Annotated in this window: 15 protein-coding genes; 14 read left to right on the plus strand and 1 reads right to left on the minus strand. The window is 64.1% G+C overall.

The genetic code is table 11. The annotated features are described in order from the left end of the window. Together PYV00_RS19275 and PYV00_RS19280 are read left to right on the plus strand one after the other, a co-directional pair. A partial coding sequence (locus PYV00_RS19275; RefSeq protein ID WP_275229949.1) for a sensor histidine kinase occupies positions 1-699 on the plus strand: 699 nt, incomplete at its 5' end. Further along, entirely contained in the window at positions 696-1,370 is a 675-nt protein-coding gene (locus PYV00_RS19280; protein ID WP_275229950.1) for a response regulator transcription factor, read from the plus strand. The genes PYV00_RS19275 and PYV00_RS19280, both read left to right, overlap by 4 nt. A gap of 628 nt (positions 1,371-1,998) precedes the next feature. Here the strand turns inward: PYV00_RS19280 and PYV00_RS19285 are convergent. Further along, positions 1,999-2,967, minus strand: a complete 969-nt coding sequence (locus tag PYV00_RS19285) for a magnesium and cobalt transport protein CorA (protein ID WP_275229951.1) — start codon at positions 2,965-2,967, stop codon at positions 1,999-2,001. A gap of 297 nt (positions 2,968-3,264) precedes the next feature. Here PYV00_RS19285 and PYV00_RS19290 point away from each other — a divergent pair, with 297 nt between their 5' ends. From PYV00_RS19290 to PYV00_RS19345, 12 genes are all read left to right on the plus strand, one after another. Further along, complete coding sequence (locus PYV00_RS19290; protein WP_428981657.1) at positions 3,265-5,001, plus strand: ABC transporter permease; 1,737 nt, start codon at positions 3,265-3,267, stop codon at positions 4,999-5,001. A gap of 29 nt (positions 5,002-5,030) precedes the next feature. Next, on the plus strand, positions 5,031-6,335 hold the full coding sequence (locus PYV00_RS19295) for an AAA-associated domain-containing protein (protein ID WP_275229953.1): 1,305 nt from the start codon (positions 5,031-5,033) through the stop codon (positions 6,333-6,335). Continuing rightward, complete coding sequence (locus tag PYV00_RS19300) at positions 6,335-7,012, plus strand: hypothetical protein (RefSeq protein ID WP_275229954.1); 678 nt, start codon at positions 6,335-6,337, stop codon at positions 7,010-7,012. The genes PYV00_RS19295 and PYV00_RS19300 overlap by 1 nt, the downstream gene beginning before the upstream one ends. A 150-nt stretch (positions 7,013-7,162) precedes the next feature. After that, the gene (locus PYV00_RS19305; protein ID WP_275229955.1) at positions 7,163-7,513 is read left to right on the plus strand and encodes a hypothetical protein; all 351 of its coding nucleotides are present in this window, start codon (positions 7,163-7,165) and stop codon (positions 7,511-7,513) included. A 67-nt stretch (positions 7,514-7,580) separates the two neighbouring features. Beyond that, positions 7,581-9,044 carry a hypothetical protein gene (locus PYV00_RS19310; protein WP_275229956.1) on the plus strand — a complete coding sequence of 488 codons (1,464 nt, stop codon included), beginning with the start codon at positions 7,581-7,583 and terminating at the stop codon, positions 9,042-9,044. 515 nt (positions 9,045-9,559) lie between these two features. Next, positions 9,560-9,649 carry a potassium-transporting ATPase subunit F gene (locus tag PYV00_RS19315; RefSeq protein ID WP_275229957.1) on the plus strand — a complete coding sequence of 30 codons (90 nt, stop codon included), beginning with the start codon at positions 9,560-9,562 and terminating at the stop codon, positions 9,647-9,649. 12 nt (positions 9,650-9,661) lie between these two features. Next, a complete protein-coding gene (kdpA, locus tag PYV00_RS19320; RefSeq protein WP_275229958.1) occupies positions 9,662-11,365 on the plus strand; it encodes a potassium-transporting ATPase subunit KdpA in 1,704 nt (567 codons plus the stop codon). Between the two features lie 15 nt (positions 11,366-11,380). Beyond that, positions 11,381-13,411 carry a potassium-transporting ATPase subunit KdpB gene (gene kdpB / locus PYV00_RS19325; protein WP_275229959.1) on the plus strand — a complete coding sequence of 677 codons (2,031 nt, stop codon included), beginning with the start codon at positions 11,381-11,383 and terminating at the stop codon, positions 13,409-13,411. Positions 13,412-13,421: 10 nt separating this feature from the next. After that, positions 13,422-14,015 carry a potassium-transporting ATPase subunit KdpC gene (kdpC, locus tag PYV00_RS19330; RefSeq protein WP_275229960.1) on the plus strand — a complete coding sequence of 198 codons (594 nt, stop codon included), beginning with the start codon at positions 13,422-13,424 and terminating at the stop codon, positions 14,013-14,015. Further along, on the plus strand, positions 14,015-16,684 hold the full coding sequence (locus PYV00_RS19335; protein ID WP_275229961.1) for a sensor histidine kinase: 2,670 nt from the start codon (positions 14,015-14,017) through the stop codon (positions 16,682-16,684). The genes kdpC and PYV00_RS19335 overlap by 1 nt, the downstream gene beginning before the upstream one ends. Then, on the plus strand, positions 16,681-17,376 hold the full coding sequence (locus PYV00_RS19340) for a response regulator (protein ID WP_275229962.1): 696 nt from the start codon (positions 16,681-16,683) through the stop codon (positions 17,374-17,376). The genes PYV00_RS19335 and PYV00_RS19340 overlap by 4 nt, the downstream gene beginning before the upstream one ends. Positions 17,377-17,500: 124 nt before the next feature. Then, on the plus strand, positions 17,501-18,282 hold a 782-nt coding region (locus PYV00_RS19345; RefSeq protein WP_275229963.1), incomplete at its 3' end, for an IS110 family transposase.

The following is an 18,282-nucleotide window of genomic DNA, read 5'->3' on the forward strand; positions in this document are numbered from 1 at the left end:
CCATCGCTCCATCGCGATGGAATCACAAACCCAGCCTTACAGCCAGAGGTATTTCAGGGTGTCCAGCCGCTTGCGGCGATCGCGACCAGCGGCGACGCCTGCCTGCGCTGGCTGGCGGCCGAGCCGCCCAATCTCGAGCGGGCGCGGCTGGCGGCGGGCCGGATCGTCGACGACGCCAATCGTGCCGGCAAGGTGGTCGCGCGCGTCAGGGAACATATGCGTGGCGAGGCCGCCCAGACGAAGGAAATGTCGCTCAATGACGCGGTCACCGAGTCCGTCGCGCTCGCGCAGAGCGAGATCGATCGCAACGAGATCGCGCTCCGCCTCGATCTGGCGGACGCGCTTCCGCCGATCCTGGGAGATCCCGTTCAGCTCCAGCAGGTGCTTGGCAATCTGATCCTCAATGCAGTCGAGGCGATGGAGGACCTGCCGGCGTCCCGCCGTTCGCTCGACCTTCGCACATGGCTGGACGACACCGCCGTCCGGCTGTGCGTGAAGGACGCCGGCATCGGCGCGAGCGAGGACAATCTTCCCCTGCTGTTCGACGCGTTCTGGACCACCAAGAAGGGCGGCACCGGCATGGGTCTTGCGATCTGCCGAACGATCGTCGAGGCGCATGGCGGCGAGATCCGGGCGAGCCTTCCCGGGCCGGTCGGCATGGAAATCCATGTCAGCCTGCCCGCGCGAGCCGGTTTATGACCGACGAGATCGATCCCGGAGAACTGGCGCCGGTGGTCCGGATCATCGATGACGATGCGTCGGTGCGCGCTGCGCTCGAGGATCTGCTTGCCTCCGTGGGTCTGGAGGCACGATGCTTTGCTTCGACCCGCGCCTTTCTCGACAGCGGGATGCCGGACGCGCCGGGGTGCCTGGTCCTCGACGTCCGCATGCCCGGACAAAGCGGGCTCGACTTCCAGCGGCAGATGGCGTCGCTGGGGATCAGCCTGCCGGTGATCTTCATCACCGGGCATGGCGACGTCCCCATGTCGGTCCGGGCGATGAAGGACGGGGCGATCGAGTTCCTCATGAAACCGTTCGACGACCGGGCATTGCTCGACGCGATCCACAGCGGGATCGGGCGCGACAGGCTGCGGCGCGCGTTCGAGAGTGAAATCACGATATTGCGCGACCGGCATGGCGAGCTGACATCCGGTGAGCGCGCCGTCATGGAATCGGTCGTCAAGGGTCTGCTCAACAAGCAAATTGCCGGACTGCTGGGCGTGAGCGAGATCACGGTCAAGGTGCGGCGGCGCCAGGTGATGCTCAAGATGGGCGCGGCATCGCTGCCGCAGCTGGTCCGGATATACGATCTGATCGCGCCCGTGCGGGAGGACGCGCAGAATCCGCCGGATGTCGAGGCGGGCCGATGAAGGACGGTCCGGATGATCCGACGACGCCGGCACTCGACCATCGAGCCGGACGGCGCGGCAGCGTCCTGCTGCAAGCGCAGGCGCGACGGCCAGGCCAGGCGGAGCCGATGACGCTGCGGATCCGCAACCTTTCGGCGACCGGGCTTGGCGGGGATCTTGTGCCAGGCATGACCAAGGGCGAAGTCCTGATCCTCACGTTTCGGGTTCTCGTTCGACCAACCGATCGATCCCGCCCTCATAGGGAAGCAGCCTACAACATCGGCCCCGGCGGACCGTTTCGTCTCACCGGTGGAGCGCGACTACTGACGGTCGGGCCTGAAACCCCGGCAGTAGGGGCGCCTATCGCCCGGCGGCGCGCTTGCGCAGCCGGTGCGAAACGGTCATCAACACCCGCGCGTCTGTGGCGAAGCCCCAGCGGTGGCAGGCCAAGCTCAGGCGAAGAAACTGGAACGACAGCCGGTACAAGGACCAGCGTTGCACGCGGCCGACGATCCGCCGGACCCTATGGACCGGAAATACAGGCTTTCCGCCATACCTCATGTCCGACGGCCGATCGGTCCACGGCCGCGGCCGAACCCTGCCGCGGCTCCGATGGGCACATCCCGCTCATCACGGCCAACGGGCGCCATCAGAGCCAGCGCGCCCGCTTGAAGCGGATATAGAGCGCGACGCAGACGGCGGAGATCACGCCAAGCACGATGAAATAGCCATATTGCGTCTTGAGTTCCGGCATGTGCTCGAAATTCATCCCGTAAATCCCGGCGATGGCGGTCGGCACCGCGAGGATGGCGGCCCAGGCCGCGAGTTGCCGGGTAATCGCGCCCTGGCGCTGCTGCTCGAACAGATGGCTAACCTCGAACACCGATATCAGCACTTCGCGCAGCGACCCGACCATGGCTTCGGTCCGCCGGACATGATCGAGCACGTCCCTGAAATAGGGCCGGACCTCGGGATCGAGAAAGGGAAGTTCCAGATGCTCCAGCTTGGCGCACAGGGCGGACATCGGGCCAAGCATGCGCTGGAATTGGACGAGTTGGCGACGCAGCGTGAACAGGCGGATCACCTCGCCCCGATCGAGGAAGCTGTCGAGCGCGCGATGCTCCATCTTGAGGACGTCTTCCTCGATCGTCTCCACGATCGGCAGATAGCCGTCGACGATGAAATCCAGGATCGCGTGCAGAACGTAGTCCACGCCGTGGCCGAGCAGCACGGGCGCCGCTTCGAGCTGTTCGCGAAGACCGGAGTGCGCGCGCTCCGAGCCATGTCTGACGCTGATGATATGGCTTGCGCCGACAAAGACCGACGTCTCGCCATAGGCGATACTGTCCGCTTCCAGATGCGCGGTGCGCGCGACCACGAAGAGCTGGTCGCCATAGACATCGACCTTCGGCAGCTGGTGCGCCTTGAGCGCGTCCTCGACAGCCAGCGGATGCAGTCCGAAATTCTCCTGGAGCGTGCGCAACTCGTCCTTGGTGGGCTCGAAAAGGCCGATCCAGACGAATTCCGAACTGTCGCTGGCGCAATGTACGGGATGATCAAGCGAGACGGGTTCGACCCGGCGACCATTCCGATAAAGATAGGCGGCGATGACGGTCATGAATTTCTCTCTTTGTCTTGGCGTGATGGCTTAACAGCATGAATGACCCCCCGGAACATCAAGGAGGACGGCGATACTTTGGTATAGTCCGCCCCCGATTGATTGACATTGCTGCGGTGCGGGAGCATCGGCCGCCCGTCGGCAGGGTTTGCCGGCAATCAGGAAAGCCAACCGATCAATGCCAAGCGACAGTAGTGGATTATCCGCGCCGCTAGGGGCGCCTGGCCGAGCCTGATCCCGTCAGTCTCGCCCAGGGCGGCCCGCAAGCGGCGCCCGATGAGGTGAGACATGACAGAAATGACCCCGATTGCCCGGGGCGTGCGGCCCTTCTCGCGCATGCTCCGCCTGACCGCGCCGAACCGGGCCGACGCCATCGCCTTCGTCCTGCTGGCGGGGCTCGCCATGCTCGTCTTCCGCGGCGCCGAAGGGATCGCCGAACCGCTGTCGCGATTGCAGATCGAGCCAGTCACGCTCGATCCGCTGTATCTTCCCTATTATGCCCTGCGCACCACGCTGCGGATGTTCGCCGCGCTGTTGGCATCGCTGGTCTTCACGCTCGTCGTCGCGACGCTGGCCGCCCGGAGCCGGCGCGCCGGCCAGATCATCGTGCCCGCGCTCGATATCCTGCAATCGGTGCCGATCCTCGGCTTCCTCACCTTCACCGTCACCTTCTTCATGGGGCTGTTTCCGGGGCGCATCCTCGGCGTCGAATTGGCGGCGGTGTTCGCGATCTTCACCAGCCAGGCGTGGAACATGGCGTTCAGCTTCTACCAGTCGCTGCGCTCGGTGCCGTCCGATCTCGACGAGGTGTCGCGCAGCTTCGGGCTGTCTCCCGTGCGGCGCTTCCTGCGGCTCGACTTGCCGTTTGCGACACCTGCGCTTGTCTGGAACATGATGATGTCGATGTCGGGCGGCTGGTTCTTCGTCGTCGCATCCGAAGCGATCACAGTCGGCAACACCACGGTCACCTTGCCCGGCATCGGTTCCTGGCTTGCGCTCGCCATCACGCAGAAGGATTTCGTGGCAATCGGCTGGGCAGTGGGTGCGATGGCAGCCGTCATCCTGTTGTACGATCAGCTTGTGTTCCGGCCGATCGTCGCCTGGGCCGACAAGTTCCGCTTCGAGCAGACCGCGAGCGCCGAGCGACCGCGCTCCTGGGCCTACGATCTGGTTCGCCGCACTCGGCTGTTGTCACTGCTGTTCGCGCCCATCATCGGCCTCGGTCGGCTGCTGCTGATCCTCGATCCCGGCGGCGGCCACCGCCGGGCGACGAAAGAGCGTCCTGCCAGTCGGATCAGTGAACTCGCCTGGCAGGCGCTGCTCGCTGCGGCGGTGATCTTCGCCGCCTGGACCATCATCGGCTTCGTCATGCGCACCTTGAACTGGGGCGATGCGCTTGCCGTCCTCGGTCTGGCCTGCCTGACGATGATCCGCGTGCTGGTGCTGATCGCGCTCGCCAGCCTGATCTGGGTGCCGATCGGCGTTTGGATCGGCCTGCGCCCGAAATGGGCCGAGCGCCTCCAGCCGGTCGCGCAGTTCCTCGCCGCGTTCCCGGCCAACGTGCTTTTCCCGTTCGCCGTGATCCTGATCGTGCAGTGGAAGCTCAGCCCGGACGTGTGGCTGTCGCCACTGATGATCCTGGGCACGCAGTGGTATATCCTGTTCAACGTCATCGCCGGCGCGAGCGCGATCCCGACCGACCTGCGCGAAGCGGCCGGCATGTTCGGGGTCCGGGGCTGGCAATGGTGGCGCCAGGTCGCGCTGCCCGGTATTTTTCCCTATTATGTGACCGGCGCGCTCACCGCCTCGGGCGGCTCGTGGAACGCCAGCATCGTTGCGGAGGCCGTGTCCTGGGGCGATCAGAAGCTCCATGCCTCGGGCCTTGGAGCCTATATCGCCGATGCGACCACGGCCGGCGACTATCCCCGCGTCGCGCTCGGCGTCGCGGCCATGTCGCTGTTCGTCATCGCCTTCAACCGGCTGCTGTGGCGGCCGCTCTACGCCTTCGCCGAGCGCCGCCTGCGTCTCGCCTGACCACATCGGAATCGAAAGGAGCCTCGATCATGGCCACCATCGCGGAAACCCGTCCGCTCGTCGAACTGTCCAATGTCCGTCATTTCTACGGCAAGGGTCATGGCCAGATGCTCGTGCTCGACGATGTCGACCTGACGCTCAACGAGAACGAGATCGTCGGCCTGCTCGGCCGCTCGGGCTCGGGCAAATCAACCCTGCTGCGCTCGATCGCGGGTCTACTCCGTCCGAGCGAAGGCGATGTGCGCTTCGTGCTCGGGGAGGACGGCAACACGCCCAGCGTCAGCATGGTGTTCCAGACCTTCGCGCTGTTTCCCTGGCTCACCTTCCTCCAGAATGTCGAGCTCGGGCTGGAAGCACAGCGTGTTCCGGCCGAGCAGCGCCGCACCCGCGCGCTCGCCGCGATCGACCTGATCGGCCTCGACGGCTTCGAGAACGCCTATCCAAAGGAATTGTCGGGCGGGATGCGCCAGCGTGTAGGTCTCGCCCGCGCGCTGGTGGTCGATCCGTCGCTGCTGCTGATGGACGAGCCCTTCTCGGCATTGGACGTGCTCACCGCTGAGACGCTGCGCACCGACCTGCTCGACCTGTGGTGCGAAGGGCGGATGCCGATCAAGTCGATCCTGATCGTCACCCACAATATCGAGGAGGCCGTGCTGATGTGCGACCGCATCCTCGTCTTCTCCTCCAATCCCGGCCGAGTGGCGGCCGAGATCAAGGTCGACCTGCCGCAGCCGCGCGACCGGCTCGATCCGGCCTTCCGCGCATTGGTCGATGACATTTATGCGCGGATGACGGCGCGCGCCGCGCCTGAGCCCGCACGTGACGGGCTCTTTCCCGGCACCGGCATCGCGATGGTGCTGCCTGACGTCTCCACCGACGCACTGTCCGGCTTGATCGAGGAGGTCGACGCCGCACCGTTCGACGGGCGAGCCAGCATGGCCGACCTCGCCGACGAACTGCAACTCGAGGTCGACGAGCTGTTTCCGATGGCCGAAACGCTGCAGCTGCTGCGCCTCGCCGATCTCTCGAGCGGCGACTTCACGCTCACGCCGCCCGCACGGCGCTATGCGATCGCCGATGTCGATCAGCGCACCGCCATCTTCGCGCAGGCGCTGCTCGCGCACGTCCCGCTGGCGCAACATATCCGCCGTATCCTCGATGAGCGTCCGGGTCATACCGCGCCCGCACGGCGTTTCCGCGACGAGCTGGAGGATCATATGTCGCCCGACTACGCCGCCGAGACGCTGCGCACCGTGACCCATTGGGGCCGCTATGCCGAGATTTTCGCCTATGACGAAGGCGCAGACCAGTTCAGCCTGGACGATCCGAGCTGATGCGGCTGGCCTTGGGGGGAGCGATCCTGCCGCTGGCGTTGCTGGCGGCCGGGCCGGCCTGCGCGTCGGGTGGCGAGCATGTCGTCGATGATGCGGCGGTCGAGACGCCTGGCACCTGCCATCTCGAAAGCTGGGTGACGCTGTCGAGCGGCGGCGGCCTCGTCAACAGCGCGCCCGCCTGCACGCGCAAGGCGTGGCCCAATCTGGAGATTGGCGGATTCGTCACACATAGCTGGACCGAAAGCACCGACGATACGCTGATCGGCCTGTCGCCGAAGCTGATGCTCCGCTCCGAGGATCGCGGGATCGGCATCGGCATCGCCACCAGCGTGGGCTATGGCATTCAAAAAGGCAGGTTCGAGACTGCATCGGCCATCGTGCCGGTGACGATCCCCGCAGGTGACAAACTACGGTTCAATCTCAATGCCGGCTGGCTATGGGCACGCGCGGGCCATCGCCATGACATGTTCGTGGGCGCGCAGGCGGAAATCGCGCTCAGGAAAAACCTTAACGTGATGGTCGAGACCTTCACGCGCGACCAAGGCAAGGTCGGAGGTCAGGCGGGCCTGCGCTGGACCGTCGCAGGCGGCGCGGTCGATCTCGACCTTATCGGCGGGCGCCATGTCGATGGCGCTACCCGCAGCGCGATCACATTTGGGGTGACGGTCCGTCGATAGTTCCCACAGTCAGCTGAATCGGACATTGCCAGCATAATATCTCGGCTGCTCGGCAAGCCACGACCTTTTGTTCATCAGTCATGCGCACATCGCCCATGTGGCCTTTATGCAATCCCTATGCGGTTCGCCTTTGATCCGTCTCGAATAGCTATGCACGACTTCGTACCTGACCAGCCTCAAAAGGAAGGTTTGTTCATGGTCGAGTGGCATCGGCGGACGAGCGCCTGCATCGCACTGCGCCTTTCGGGCGTTGTTCTAGTCGGAGGCGGTTGGCTGCTCGGGCAACGCCTCACCGGCATGATCCAGGCCTATCCGCACGAGGCGAGCCCGGCTGAATTCCTGCTCGGCATGGTGGTACTCGCCTGTTTCAGCGCCAGCATGGCGCTCGCCATCGTCGGGCCGGGCCTGTTCGAGCAAGTCGCCATCTCGGCGCGCTGGGCCGGCCAGGCTTACCCAGCGCACGGGGAAGACGGTCCGGCGGCGCGTTCCGGCCGTCCCTGATTCCCGCGCGGCTGATCAACCTCGATCGACCGGCAATCCTTCACCGTCCCTGAAAGGCTCAACATTCATGACCGAAAGAAACCTGCATTTCGTGATCCCGACCTATCGCCTGCGTGACGTGGGCGAGACCGTCGAAGCCTATGACGACAATTTTCGGCGGAGCGGGCAGACCGCCCCGATCACCGTCTTCGACGATTCCTCGCTCGCAAATCACGAGAAATATTACGCCGGCCTCGAGCGCACCCGTACGCATAACGATCTGTTCTATGTCGGCCCGGCCGAGAAGGAGCAGTTCGTCTCCTACATCTGCAAGCGCCTGCGCGACCGCAAGCTCGATGTGCTGGTGCGCAACCTCTTCCGTCCGAGCTATGGCGGCAATCGCAACTTCACGCTGATGTATACGCTGGGCGACCTTATGATCAGCGCCGACGACGACATGCGGCCCTACGCGCTGATCGAGGACAGCCCGGAATCGCTGGCCGACGACGAGATCAGCCGCGGCAAGCTCATCCCGCGCGGCGCAAACGGACACACCCGCAAATCCTATGATATCCTTGAGTCCTTCCGCGACATCCTCGGCAAGACCGTCGCCGAGGCGCCGCCCAACTATGAGCGCGGCGAACTCTTGGTCGACACGGCAATGGACCTTGAAACCAACACTTCGCTCGGCCTGGCACGTGAGAACTCGTTGTTCCTGCGCGAGGGCAAGGTATCGCGTAACGCGATCGTCAAGATGGCGCAGACTTTCCGGACCGGTACCAACGACATCGACGCCGCCGACTATATCGAGATGTTCCTCGAGGACCACGACCGGCACGACGCCGAGTCGCTCAACGACACCTATGTGCTCGTGAATTTCCGGCCCTGTGTCACGACGGTCAACTGGCGTATGGACTGCGGCGTCGCGGGATACGACAACAGTACCGGCCTGCCGCCCTTCTTCCCCACGCGCCTGCGCTTCGAGGATTATATCTATCGCCTTTGGGTACAGCAGCCATCGGTGGCGGCCGCGCACGTCGATTCCGCCCAGACCCACATCAAGAACAACTACATGCGCGATCCGCTGGCATCCGAGCTGTTCAACGAGGCCATTTGCACGCTGCTCAAGAACAAGATCCGCGCGAGCCTGCGCAAGGTCGACGAAGTAGGCATCAGCTTCGACTATGAAGGCGCGGTGACGCTCGCCGACAGCCAAGAGATCCTGCACGGGGCGCAATCGCTGCATTCGCGGCTACTCGACGCCCAGGCGCACGCCCGCTCCGACGAGCGGCGCGAAGCGCTCGCACTATTCGCGGCGAGCTTGGCGCGCACCTTCTACGAGTTCGAGCCGGATTTCTTCCAGCAGAACGTCAGCCGAATCGTCGATGATGAAATCGGGCTCATCCGCTCTTCGCTCGAAATCTGGCCGACGCTCCTCGAGATCGTCTACTTCCGCAAGAACTGTCACTCGCTCCCGATGCGCCATGTTCGCAATCAGCAGCCGGGAGCGCGCAAGCCGACCGAAGCCGGGGACAAAGCAAGAGCCGCCTGAGATCGGACCGAAGCCTCGCCACGCCTGCCCGCGAATGCGGCAGAACGGTCGGCCTACGTACGAATCCTAATGAGAAACATATGTCGCTGCTAATAAGCTGCTCTCGAATACAAACGCCGAAGCGTCTTATTTGCATACTCTCTTCTCGATTCCCGTTGCGTCTCTGCGGCGGGTCAAAGGCCGAAAGGGGGTCACGTGGATTTCGAGGTGCATCGGGCCAGCCGCCCGCCTGCTCCATGCGCGGTCGCTGCGGTGCCGCTAGCATGCGGGACAGTTATGGACATCCTGCGGGAACGAAGCGGGCGATTGCTTCTGTCGCATCTTAGGTTCTTGGGAACCCGAGCCCCCCAGGTCGGAAATATATCGGAGACGGCGCATCCCCGCCCGCGCGTCCCCACCAACATCAAGGAGATGTAATATGGGCGACGTCCTTTGGGTCGGCCTCGTTATCGGACTGCTGGCGCTCTCGCTAGTCTATGTCCGCCTTTGCGACAACGCATGATGGAGCACCTGTCATGACCATCGATCTGTGGCTCGCCGCGTTCACAGCGGGCGGCCTTCTTCTCTATCTCGTGGCCGTGCTCGTGCGGCCTGAACGCTTTTAACGGGAGGACAGCATGACCCTTCAGGGATGGCTCCTCATCCTCGCCTTCGTCGCGATCCTCGTCGCACTCGCCAAGCCTATCGGGCTTTGGCTGTTCGCCCTTTACGAGGGACGCCGCACACCGTTTCACGCCGTGCTCGGACCGGTCGAGCGGGGTTTCTACAAATTGTCCGGGATCAACCCGGACGAGGAACAGAACTGGCGGCGCTATGCCGTTCACATGCTCATATTCAACGCGACGTTGCTGCTGTTCACCTACGCGATCCTGCGTCTGCAGGCGGTTCTGCCGCTCAACTCCCAGGGTTTCGCGGCGGTTGGCGACCATCTGGCGTTTGACACCGCGGTGAGCTTCACGACCAACACCAACTGGCAGAGCTACGCCGGCGAGTCGACGATGTCGAATCTCAGCCAGATGCTGGGGCTGACCATCCATAACTTCCTCTCGGCCGCTACCGGCATCGCGCTCGCCTTCGCGCTCTTCCGGGGTTTCGCCCGGCGCAACATGGCGACGATCGGAAACTTCTGGGCGGACTGCACGCGTATCACGCTCTATCTGCTGCTTCCGCTCTGCATCGTCTATGCGCTCTTCCTGATTGCTAATGGCGTGCCGCAGACGTTGGCTGGAACGGTCGACATCGCCACGCTCGAAGGCGTGAAGCAGACCCTGACCGTCGGGCCTGTCGCCAGCCAGGAAGCGATCAAGATGCTCGGCACTAACGGCGGCGGCTTCTTTAACGCCAACTCCGCCCACCCGTTCGAGAATCCGACGGCGCTCACCAATCTCGTGCAGATGCTGTCGATCTTCCTGATCGGCTTCGGCCTTACCTACACGTTCGGCAAGGCGGTGGGCAACACACGTCAGGGCTGGGCGATCCTCGCCGCCATGTTGGTGATCTTCCTGGCGGGCGTCACGGTCACCTACTGGCAGGAGGCGGCGGGCAACCCGGTGCTTCATGGCCTTGGCGTTCCGGGAGGCAATATGGAGGGCAAGGAAGTCCGCTTCGGCATTGCCGCCTCCGCCTTGTTCTCGGTCGTCACCACCGCTGCCTCGTGCGGCGCGGTCAACGCCATGCACGACAGCTTCACCGCCCTGGGCGGCATGATCCCGCTGTTCAACATCCAGCTCGGCGAGGTTGTGGTCGGTGGCGTGGGTGCGGGCATCTACGGCTTCCTGCTCTTCGCCATCCTTGCGGTGTTCGTCGCCGGGCTGATGGTCGGACGCACGCCCGAATATGTCGGCAAGAAGATCGAGGCGAAGGAAGTGAAGCTGGCGGTGCTTGCCATCGCGGTGCTTCCGCTGATCATCCTGGGCTTCACCGCCATTTCCTCGGTGCTGCAGCAGGGCCTGGCGGGGCCGCTCAACAAGGGACCACACGGCTTCTCGGAGATCCTCTACGCCTTCACCAGCGCCGTGGGCAACAATGGTTCGGCCTTCGCGGGCCTGACAGCCAACACGCCCTATTATAACGGAATGCTGGGTGTTGCGATGTGGGTCGGTCGCTTCTTCATCATCATCCCGATGCTCGCCATCGCGGGTAGCTTGGCGGCGAAGAAGTACACGCCCGAGAGTTCGGGCTCCTTCCCGACGACCGGTCCACTCTGGACGGGTCTGCTCGTCGGCATCGTGCTGATCCTGGGCGGCCTGACCTTCCTGCCAAGCCTCGCGCTTGGTCCCATCGCCGATCATCTCGCGATGATCAGCGGCAAACTCTTCTGATCGGGGGCCTGGCATATGACCCGTACAACTCCCAAGTCGCTTTTCACGGCGGACCTGATCGTGCCCGCGATCGGCGACGCCTTCCGCAAGCTCGATCCGCGCGAACTGATCCGCAACCCGGTGATGTTCACCACGGCTGTCGTGGCCGCGCTCCTCACCATCCTGCTCTTCGTCGGGCAGGATGGCCTGGCGACCGGCTTCAAGCTCCAGCTCGTGATTTGGCTGTGGCTGACCGTGCTGTTCGGCACCTTCGCCGAAGCCCTTGCCGAGGGCCGCGGCAAGGCCCAAGCGGCGAGCCTTCGCGCGGCCAAGGCCGAGCTCACCGCCAAGCGTGTCAAGAATGGCGGCACCGAATCCGTACCCGCCAGCGCGCTGCGGGCCGGCGATATCGTCCTCGTCGAGACCGGCGATCTGATCCCGGCGGACGGTGAGGTAATAGAAGGCGTCGCCTCGGTGAACGAGGCCGCTATCACCGGCGAGAGCGCACCCGTCATCCGCGAAGCGGGCGGCGACCGCTCCGCCGTCACCGCCGGCACCCGCGTCATCTCGGATCGGATCAAGGTCAAGGTGACGCAGGAACCGGGCCAGGGCTTCCTCGACCGTATGATCGCACTGGTCGAAGGCGCCGAACGGCAGAAGACGCCCAACGAGATCGCACTCACCATCCTGCTCGTCGGCCTCACGATCATCTTCCTGATCGCGGTCAGCACCATTCCCGGCTTCGCGTCCTATGCGGGCGGCTCGATCCCGGTGGTCATCCTGGCGGCGCTGCTGATCACACTCATCCCAACGACGATCGCCGCGCTGCTCTCCGCGATCGGCATCGCCGGCATGGATCGGCTGGTGCGCTTCAACGTGCTCGCCAAGTCCGGCCGTGCGGTCGAGGCGGCCGGTGACATCGACGTGCTGCTGCTCGACAAGACCGGCACGATCACCATCGGCGACCGCCAGGCCAGCGAATTCCGGCCCGTCGGCGGCGTGCAGGTTAGTGAACTCGCCGAGGCGGCGCTGCTGGCCAGCCTTGCCGACGAGACTCCAGAGGGACGCTCGATCGTCATATTGGCGCGTGAGCGATTCAACGTCGCGACAAAGTCCCTGCCAGCCGGGGCCGAAGTGATTCCCTTCACGGCGCAGACGCGCATCTCGGGCGTCCGGGTCGGCGGGACTGTCATACAGAAGGGCGCCGTCGATTCGGTCTTCAAGGCCAACCCCGGCGCAAGCGAGACCACGGCCGCCACCGAGCTCCGCCGCATCACCGACGAGATCGCGCGCGGGGGTGGCACGCCGCTGGCCGTCGCTGTCGACGGCAAACTGCTCGGTGCGATCTTCCTCAAGGACATTGTCAAGGCCGGCATCCGGGAGCGCTTCGGCGAGCTCCGCAAGATGGGCATCCGCACGGTGATGATCACCGGCGACAACCCGCTCACTGCCGCCGCGATCGCGGCGGAAGCGGGAGTTGACGACTTCCTCGCCCAAGCAACGCCTGAGGACAAGCTGGAGCTGATCCGCAAGGAGCAGACCGGCGGGCGCCTCGTCGCCATGTGCGGCGACGGGACAAACGATGCCCCGGCCCTCGCGCAGTCCGACGTTGGCGTCGCCATGAACACCGGCACGCAGGCAGCGCGCGAGGCGGGCAATATGGTCGACCTCGACAGCGATCCGACCAAGCTCATCGAGATCGTCGGCCTGGGTAAGCAGTTGCTGATGACGCGCGGCGCGCTCACCACCTTTTCGGTCGCCAACGACGTCGCCAAATACTTCGCGATCATCCCGGCGATGTTCATTGTGCTCTATCCAGGTCTCGCCGTTCTCAACATCATGGGCCTCGCGACACCGCAGTCGGCGATCCTCTCGGCGATCATCTTCAACGCGCTGATCATCCCGCTGCTGGTGCCGCTCGCGCTGAAGGGCGTTACCTACAAACCGATGGGCGCAGGCCCGCTGCTCGCCCGCAACCTCGCCGTCTATGGCCTTGGCGGCCTGGTCGCGCCCTTCATCGGCATCAAGCTCATTGACCTCGCGGTCAACGGCATCGGCTTGGCCTAGGAGAAGAAACATGGGTTCCGACTTCACAACCTCGCTGCGCCCCGCACTCGTCATGACCGTGCTGTTCGCGCTGCTTCTGGGCATAGCCTACCCCTTGGCGCTGACCGGAATCGGTCAGGCCGTCTTTCCTAGCCAGGCCAACGGCAGCCTGATCCGCGAGAACGGCAAAGTCATCGGATCAAGCGTTATCGGACAGGCATTTACCGGCGAACGCTACTTCCACACACGCCCCTCAGCCGCCGGCGCGAATGGCTATGACGGCCTCGCTTCCTCCGGGTCTAACCTCGGGCCGACCAGCCAGGCGCTCGTCGATCGTGTCAAGGGCGACATCGAGAAGCGCCGGGCCGAAGGCGTCAACGGCCCGATTGCCGGTGATCTGGTGACGGCCTCCGGCTCGGGCCTCGATCCGGACCTGTCGCCCGAGGCAGCCCTCGTGCAAGTGGCGCGCGTCGCCAAGGTGCGCGGGCTGGCTGAAGCCGAAGTTCGCGCACTGGTCCAGCGTTCGATAGAAGGGCCGCTCCTCGGGATTCTGGGCGAACCGCGGGTCGACGTCCTCGATCTCAATCGACAGCTCGACCGGCTGGGCGGTAAAACCGTCGGGTAATGGCCAGTGAAAACAGACCCGATCCTGACGCCCTCCTGCGCGCCGCCGCGCAGGAGGGCCGCGGCCGCCTCAAGGTCTTCCTTGGGGCGGCTCCTGGTGTGGGCAAGACCTGGGAGATGCTCTCGGATGGCTCTCAGCGCAAACGCGCCGGGGTTGATGTCGTGGTCGGCATCGTTGAGACCCATGGCCGCACCGAAACCGAAGCACTGACCCAGGGCCATGAGATCGTCCCGCGCCGCAAGATCGACTATCAGGGCCGGCAGCTGACCGAAATGGACATCGACGCCGTGCTGGAGCGGCGGCCGCAACTGGTGTTGGTCGACGAGTTGGCGCATACCAATGCGCCTGAGAGCCGCCATCCCAAGCGCTACCAGGATGTGGAAGAACTGCTCGACGCCGGCATCGATGTCTATTCGACGATCAACATCCAGCATATCGAGAGTCTTAACGATATCGTTGCCTCGTTCACCCACGTGCGGGTGCGTGAAACAGTCCCTGACCGCATCCTTGAAAATGCCGAGATCGAGGTCGTCGACATCCCGCCTGATGAGCTCATCGAGCGGCTGAAGCAGGGCAAGGTCTATGTCCCGCACGAAGCGACGCGGGCGCTCACGCATTTCTTCTCCAAATCGAACCTCTCTGCGCTGCGCGAGCTGGCCCTGCGCCGCGCTGCGCAGGCGGTCGATGCGCAGATGCTCGACTATGTGCGGCAACACGCGCTTGCAGGAAACTGGGCTGGCGGAGATCGCGTGGTCGTGGCGGTGAGCGAGTTGCCCGGCGCCGACCGTCTTGTGCGGGCCGGGAAACGCCTTGCCGACGCACTCCACGCGCCATGGACCGTGGTCCATGTCGAAACGCCGCGCGACAGGTTGTTCGATGAGGAGGATCGCAAGCGGCTCGCAGACGCGCTCAACCTAGCCAACCAACTCGGCGGCATGGTCGCGTCGGTTCCAGCGGCCAGCGTTGTTGGCGGCCTTAAATCCTATGCGCAGGAAGTGCGCGCAACCCAACTCATCGTCGGCAAGTCCGCACGTTCGCGCTGGTTCGAGTTCCGGCACGGCTCCGTGGTCGACCGTCTGGTTCGCGAGTCGTCCGAGATCGCAATCCATGTCCTGCCGGTGGGTTCGGATGCCCTGAGAAAGACGCACTCGCAAACCCGCTCGAGCTGGTCCTGGGGGACACGCAGCGCCTATGGTTCGACGCTTCTCATGGTCGCCACCGTGACCGTCGCCGCCTCAGCGCTGTTCCACATCCTGAATCTTGGCAATGTGGCGTTGCTCTACCTACTGCCGGTGATGGTCTCCTCAAGCCTGTTCGGCCTCAGGCCTGGCTTGTTCGCCGGCATTCTGTCTTCGCTCGCCTATAACTTCTTTTTCCTGCCGCCAACTGGCACGCTGAGCGTCAACAACCCGGAGAACGTCATCTCGATCGTCGTTTTGCTGGGCGTCGCCTTCGTGACCAGCCAATTCGCATCACGCGTCCGTGATCAAGCTGAGCTGGCCGGATCGAGCGCGCGCCAGAACGCTGCGCTTGCCGGGTTCCTGCGCCAGTTGACCGCTACAGGCAACGATGAAGAACTGATGCAGGTGATCTGCGCCGAGATTGCGCGGCTTTTCGGTGTGCGCACTGCCCTTCTCGTGCCTTCTATCGACGGACCGCTGCTTCGTGCGGCCACACCGCCCGAGAACAGCCTCGATGCGATCGAGATGGCCGCCGCGCAATGGGCGATGGACAAGAACCAGCCGACCGGGCGGGGATCGGACACGTTGACCGCATCCGACTGGCTCTTCTACCCGATGCGAACTGCCAGCAAGGTTGTGGCGGTGATCGGGCTCGCGCGTGACGACGGCGGCGATCCCATCCGTTCGGACCAGATCCCGCTGCTGATGAGCCTGCTCGACCAGGCGGCGTTGGTGCTTGAGCGAATGCAGCTTGAAGACGAAATGCGCGACATCGCACAATTGAAGGAGCGCGACCGCCTGCGTGCGGCCCTGCTGTCCTCGGTTAGCCACGACCTGCGCACACCGCTCACCTCGATCCTGGGCGTAGCGCAGGAACTGCGCACTGTGGCGTCCCCCGCTATGGTCGAGACTCTCGAAGGCGAGGCGCAACGGCTCAACCGCTTCGTTGCCAACCTGCTCGACATGGCGCGGGTCGAGGCGGGCGTCATCAAGCTGAAGTTGGAGCCGGTCGATCTCACCGACGCCGTCGCGAGCGCCGTGCATGACACGCGCAAATCACTGGCGGGGCACGATATTATCCTGAATGTCCCGCCGAACTTTCCACTCGTCCGGGTAGATGTACAACTCTTTCATCACTGCCTGATCAACCTGCTCGACAACGCGGGCCGCTACGCCGATCCCGGCTCGCCGATCACGGTCATGGCCGAGCGCAACATGGGCGAACTGGTGCTGTCCATCCTAGACGAGGGGCCTGGCCTCCCCCCCGGGCGGGAGCGCGACGTGTTCGAGACGTTCATCCGTATCGAGGGCTCCGATCGATCGAAGGGAGGAACCGGGCTTGGCCTCGCGATCGTCAAGGGGTTCGCCGAAGCCATGGGGCTGAGTGTCGATGCCGCCAATCGTGGAGACCCGCGCGGTGCGAGGTTCAATATTCGTTTTCCGGAAGCCCTGCTGGTCCGGGAGCCTGATCAGGAGCAAATCGAGTGAGTACGCTTGCAAGAGTACTTATCGTCGACGACGAGCCGCATATTCGGCGATTGCTGAAGACAACGCTGGCGCGAGCATCCTACGACATCGTCGAAGCTGAGACGGCGCGTGAGGCGTTGGAACGTCTGTCGGAAACAAAGCCAGATGTAGTGCTGCTCGATCTTGGGCTGCCCGATCGCGACGGCCTGGAACTCGTGCCGATCATCAAGAAGCAGACGACGGCTACGCTCCTCGTGGTGTCCGCGCGCGATGCGACCGACCAGAAGGTAGCCGCGCTCGATCTCGGCGCCGACGACTATGTGACCAAGCCGTTCGACAGCGAGGAACTGCTCGCGCGCGTGCGGACCGCGCTGCGCCACCGCATGCACGTCCAAGGCGCGCAGTCTTCCATTGTCGCTGGGGATGTCGAGATTGACCTGGTAAACCGGCGCGTTCTCAAGGGGGGTAACGACGTGCATCTCACACCCAAGGAATTCGGGATTGTTGCAGAACTCGCGAAGTTTCCGGGAAGAGTCATCACCCACCAGCAACTCCTGAGCGCCGTCTGGCCGAATGACTATGAACGTCACATCGAATATCTTCGCGTCGTCATCCGCAATATCCGGCAGAAGATCGAAACTGATGTCAGTCGACCGGCAATCATCGTCAATGAACTGGGTATCGGCTATCGCCTAAGAGGCAACGAGTCTTGAGTACTTAGATGCCGGAATGGGCCAGCGTCTCAAACGGTAGCCAGGTTGGGTGGCTGTCCCTCAGAATGATGGTGTTTGAAACGGGTCCGAGCGGTCGGCCCCAAGCATCATGAGAGGAACAGTCGTGGACCATTATGCCGGAATCGATGTCTCGCTGAAAGAGAGCAGCGTGTGTGTGGTGGACGCCAAGGGGAAGGTCGTCCGTGAGGCCAAGGTTGCCAGCGAACCAGAGGCGCTGGTTCGCTATTTCGGCGAACTGGGCTTTCCGGTGAGCCGCATTGGGCTTGAGGCCGGGCCGCTGTCGCAATGGCTGCATGCCGGGCTTGTCGCCGCCGGTTTCGAGGCCGTGTTGCTGGAGACGCGCCATGTGAAGGCGGCGCTGTCGGCGATGACGGTGAAGACCGACCGGAAGGACGCGCGCGGGATCGCGCAGTTGCTGCGGATGGGGTGGTACCGGCCGGTTCACGTCAAGTCGATCGACGCCCAGGACACCCGCGCGCTGCTCGTTGGACGCAAGCTGCTGCAGGGCAAGTTGCTCGACGTCGAGCTCAGCATCCGGGGGATTCTGCGTGGCTACGGGCTCAAGATCGGCGAGGTCAGCCGCGGCCGGTTCGATGCCAGGATCCGAGAGCTGACTGCCGGACATGCGATGCTGGAAACCGTGATCGGCGCGATGCAGACAGCGCGGGCAACGCTGTGGAGCGAGTTCACGAAGCTCCATCGCGCGATGCTGAAGATCGCGCGGGCGGACAGGATTTGCCACCGGCTGATGAGCACGCCCGGGGTCGGCGCGCTCGTCGCGTTGACGTATCGCTCGGCGGTCGATGATCCAACCCGGTTTAGGGTCCCCCTCTGGGAGCAACCCCTCCGACTTCAGTCGGATACTGGCTTCAGCCTTCGACTCGC

Source organism: Novosphingobium album (ex Liu et al. 2023) (assembly GCF_029076845.1).
Classification (GTDB): Bacteria; Pseudomonadota; Alphaproteobacteria; order Sphingomonadales; family Sphingomonadaceae; genus Novosphingobium.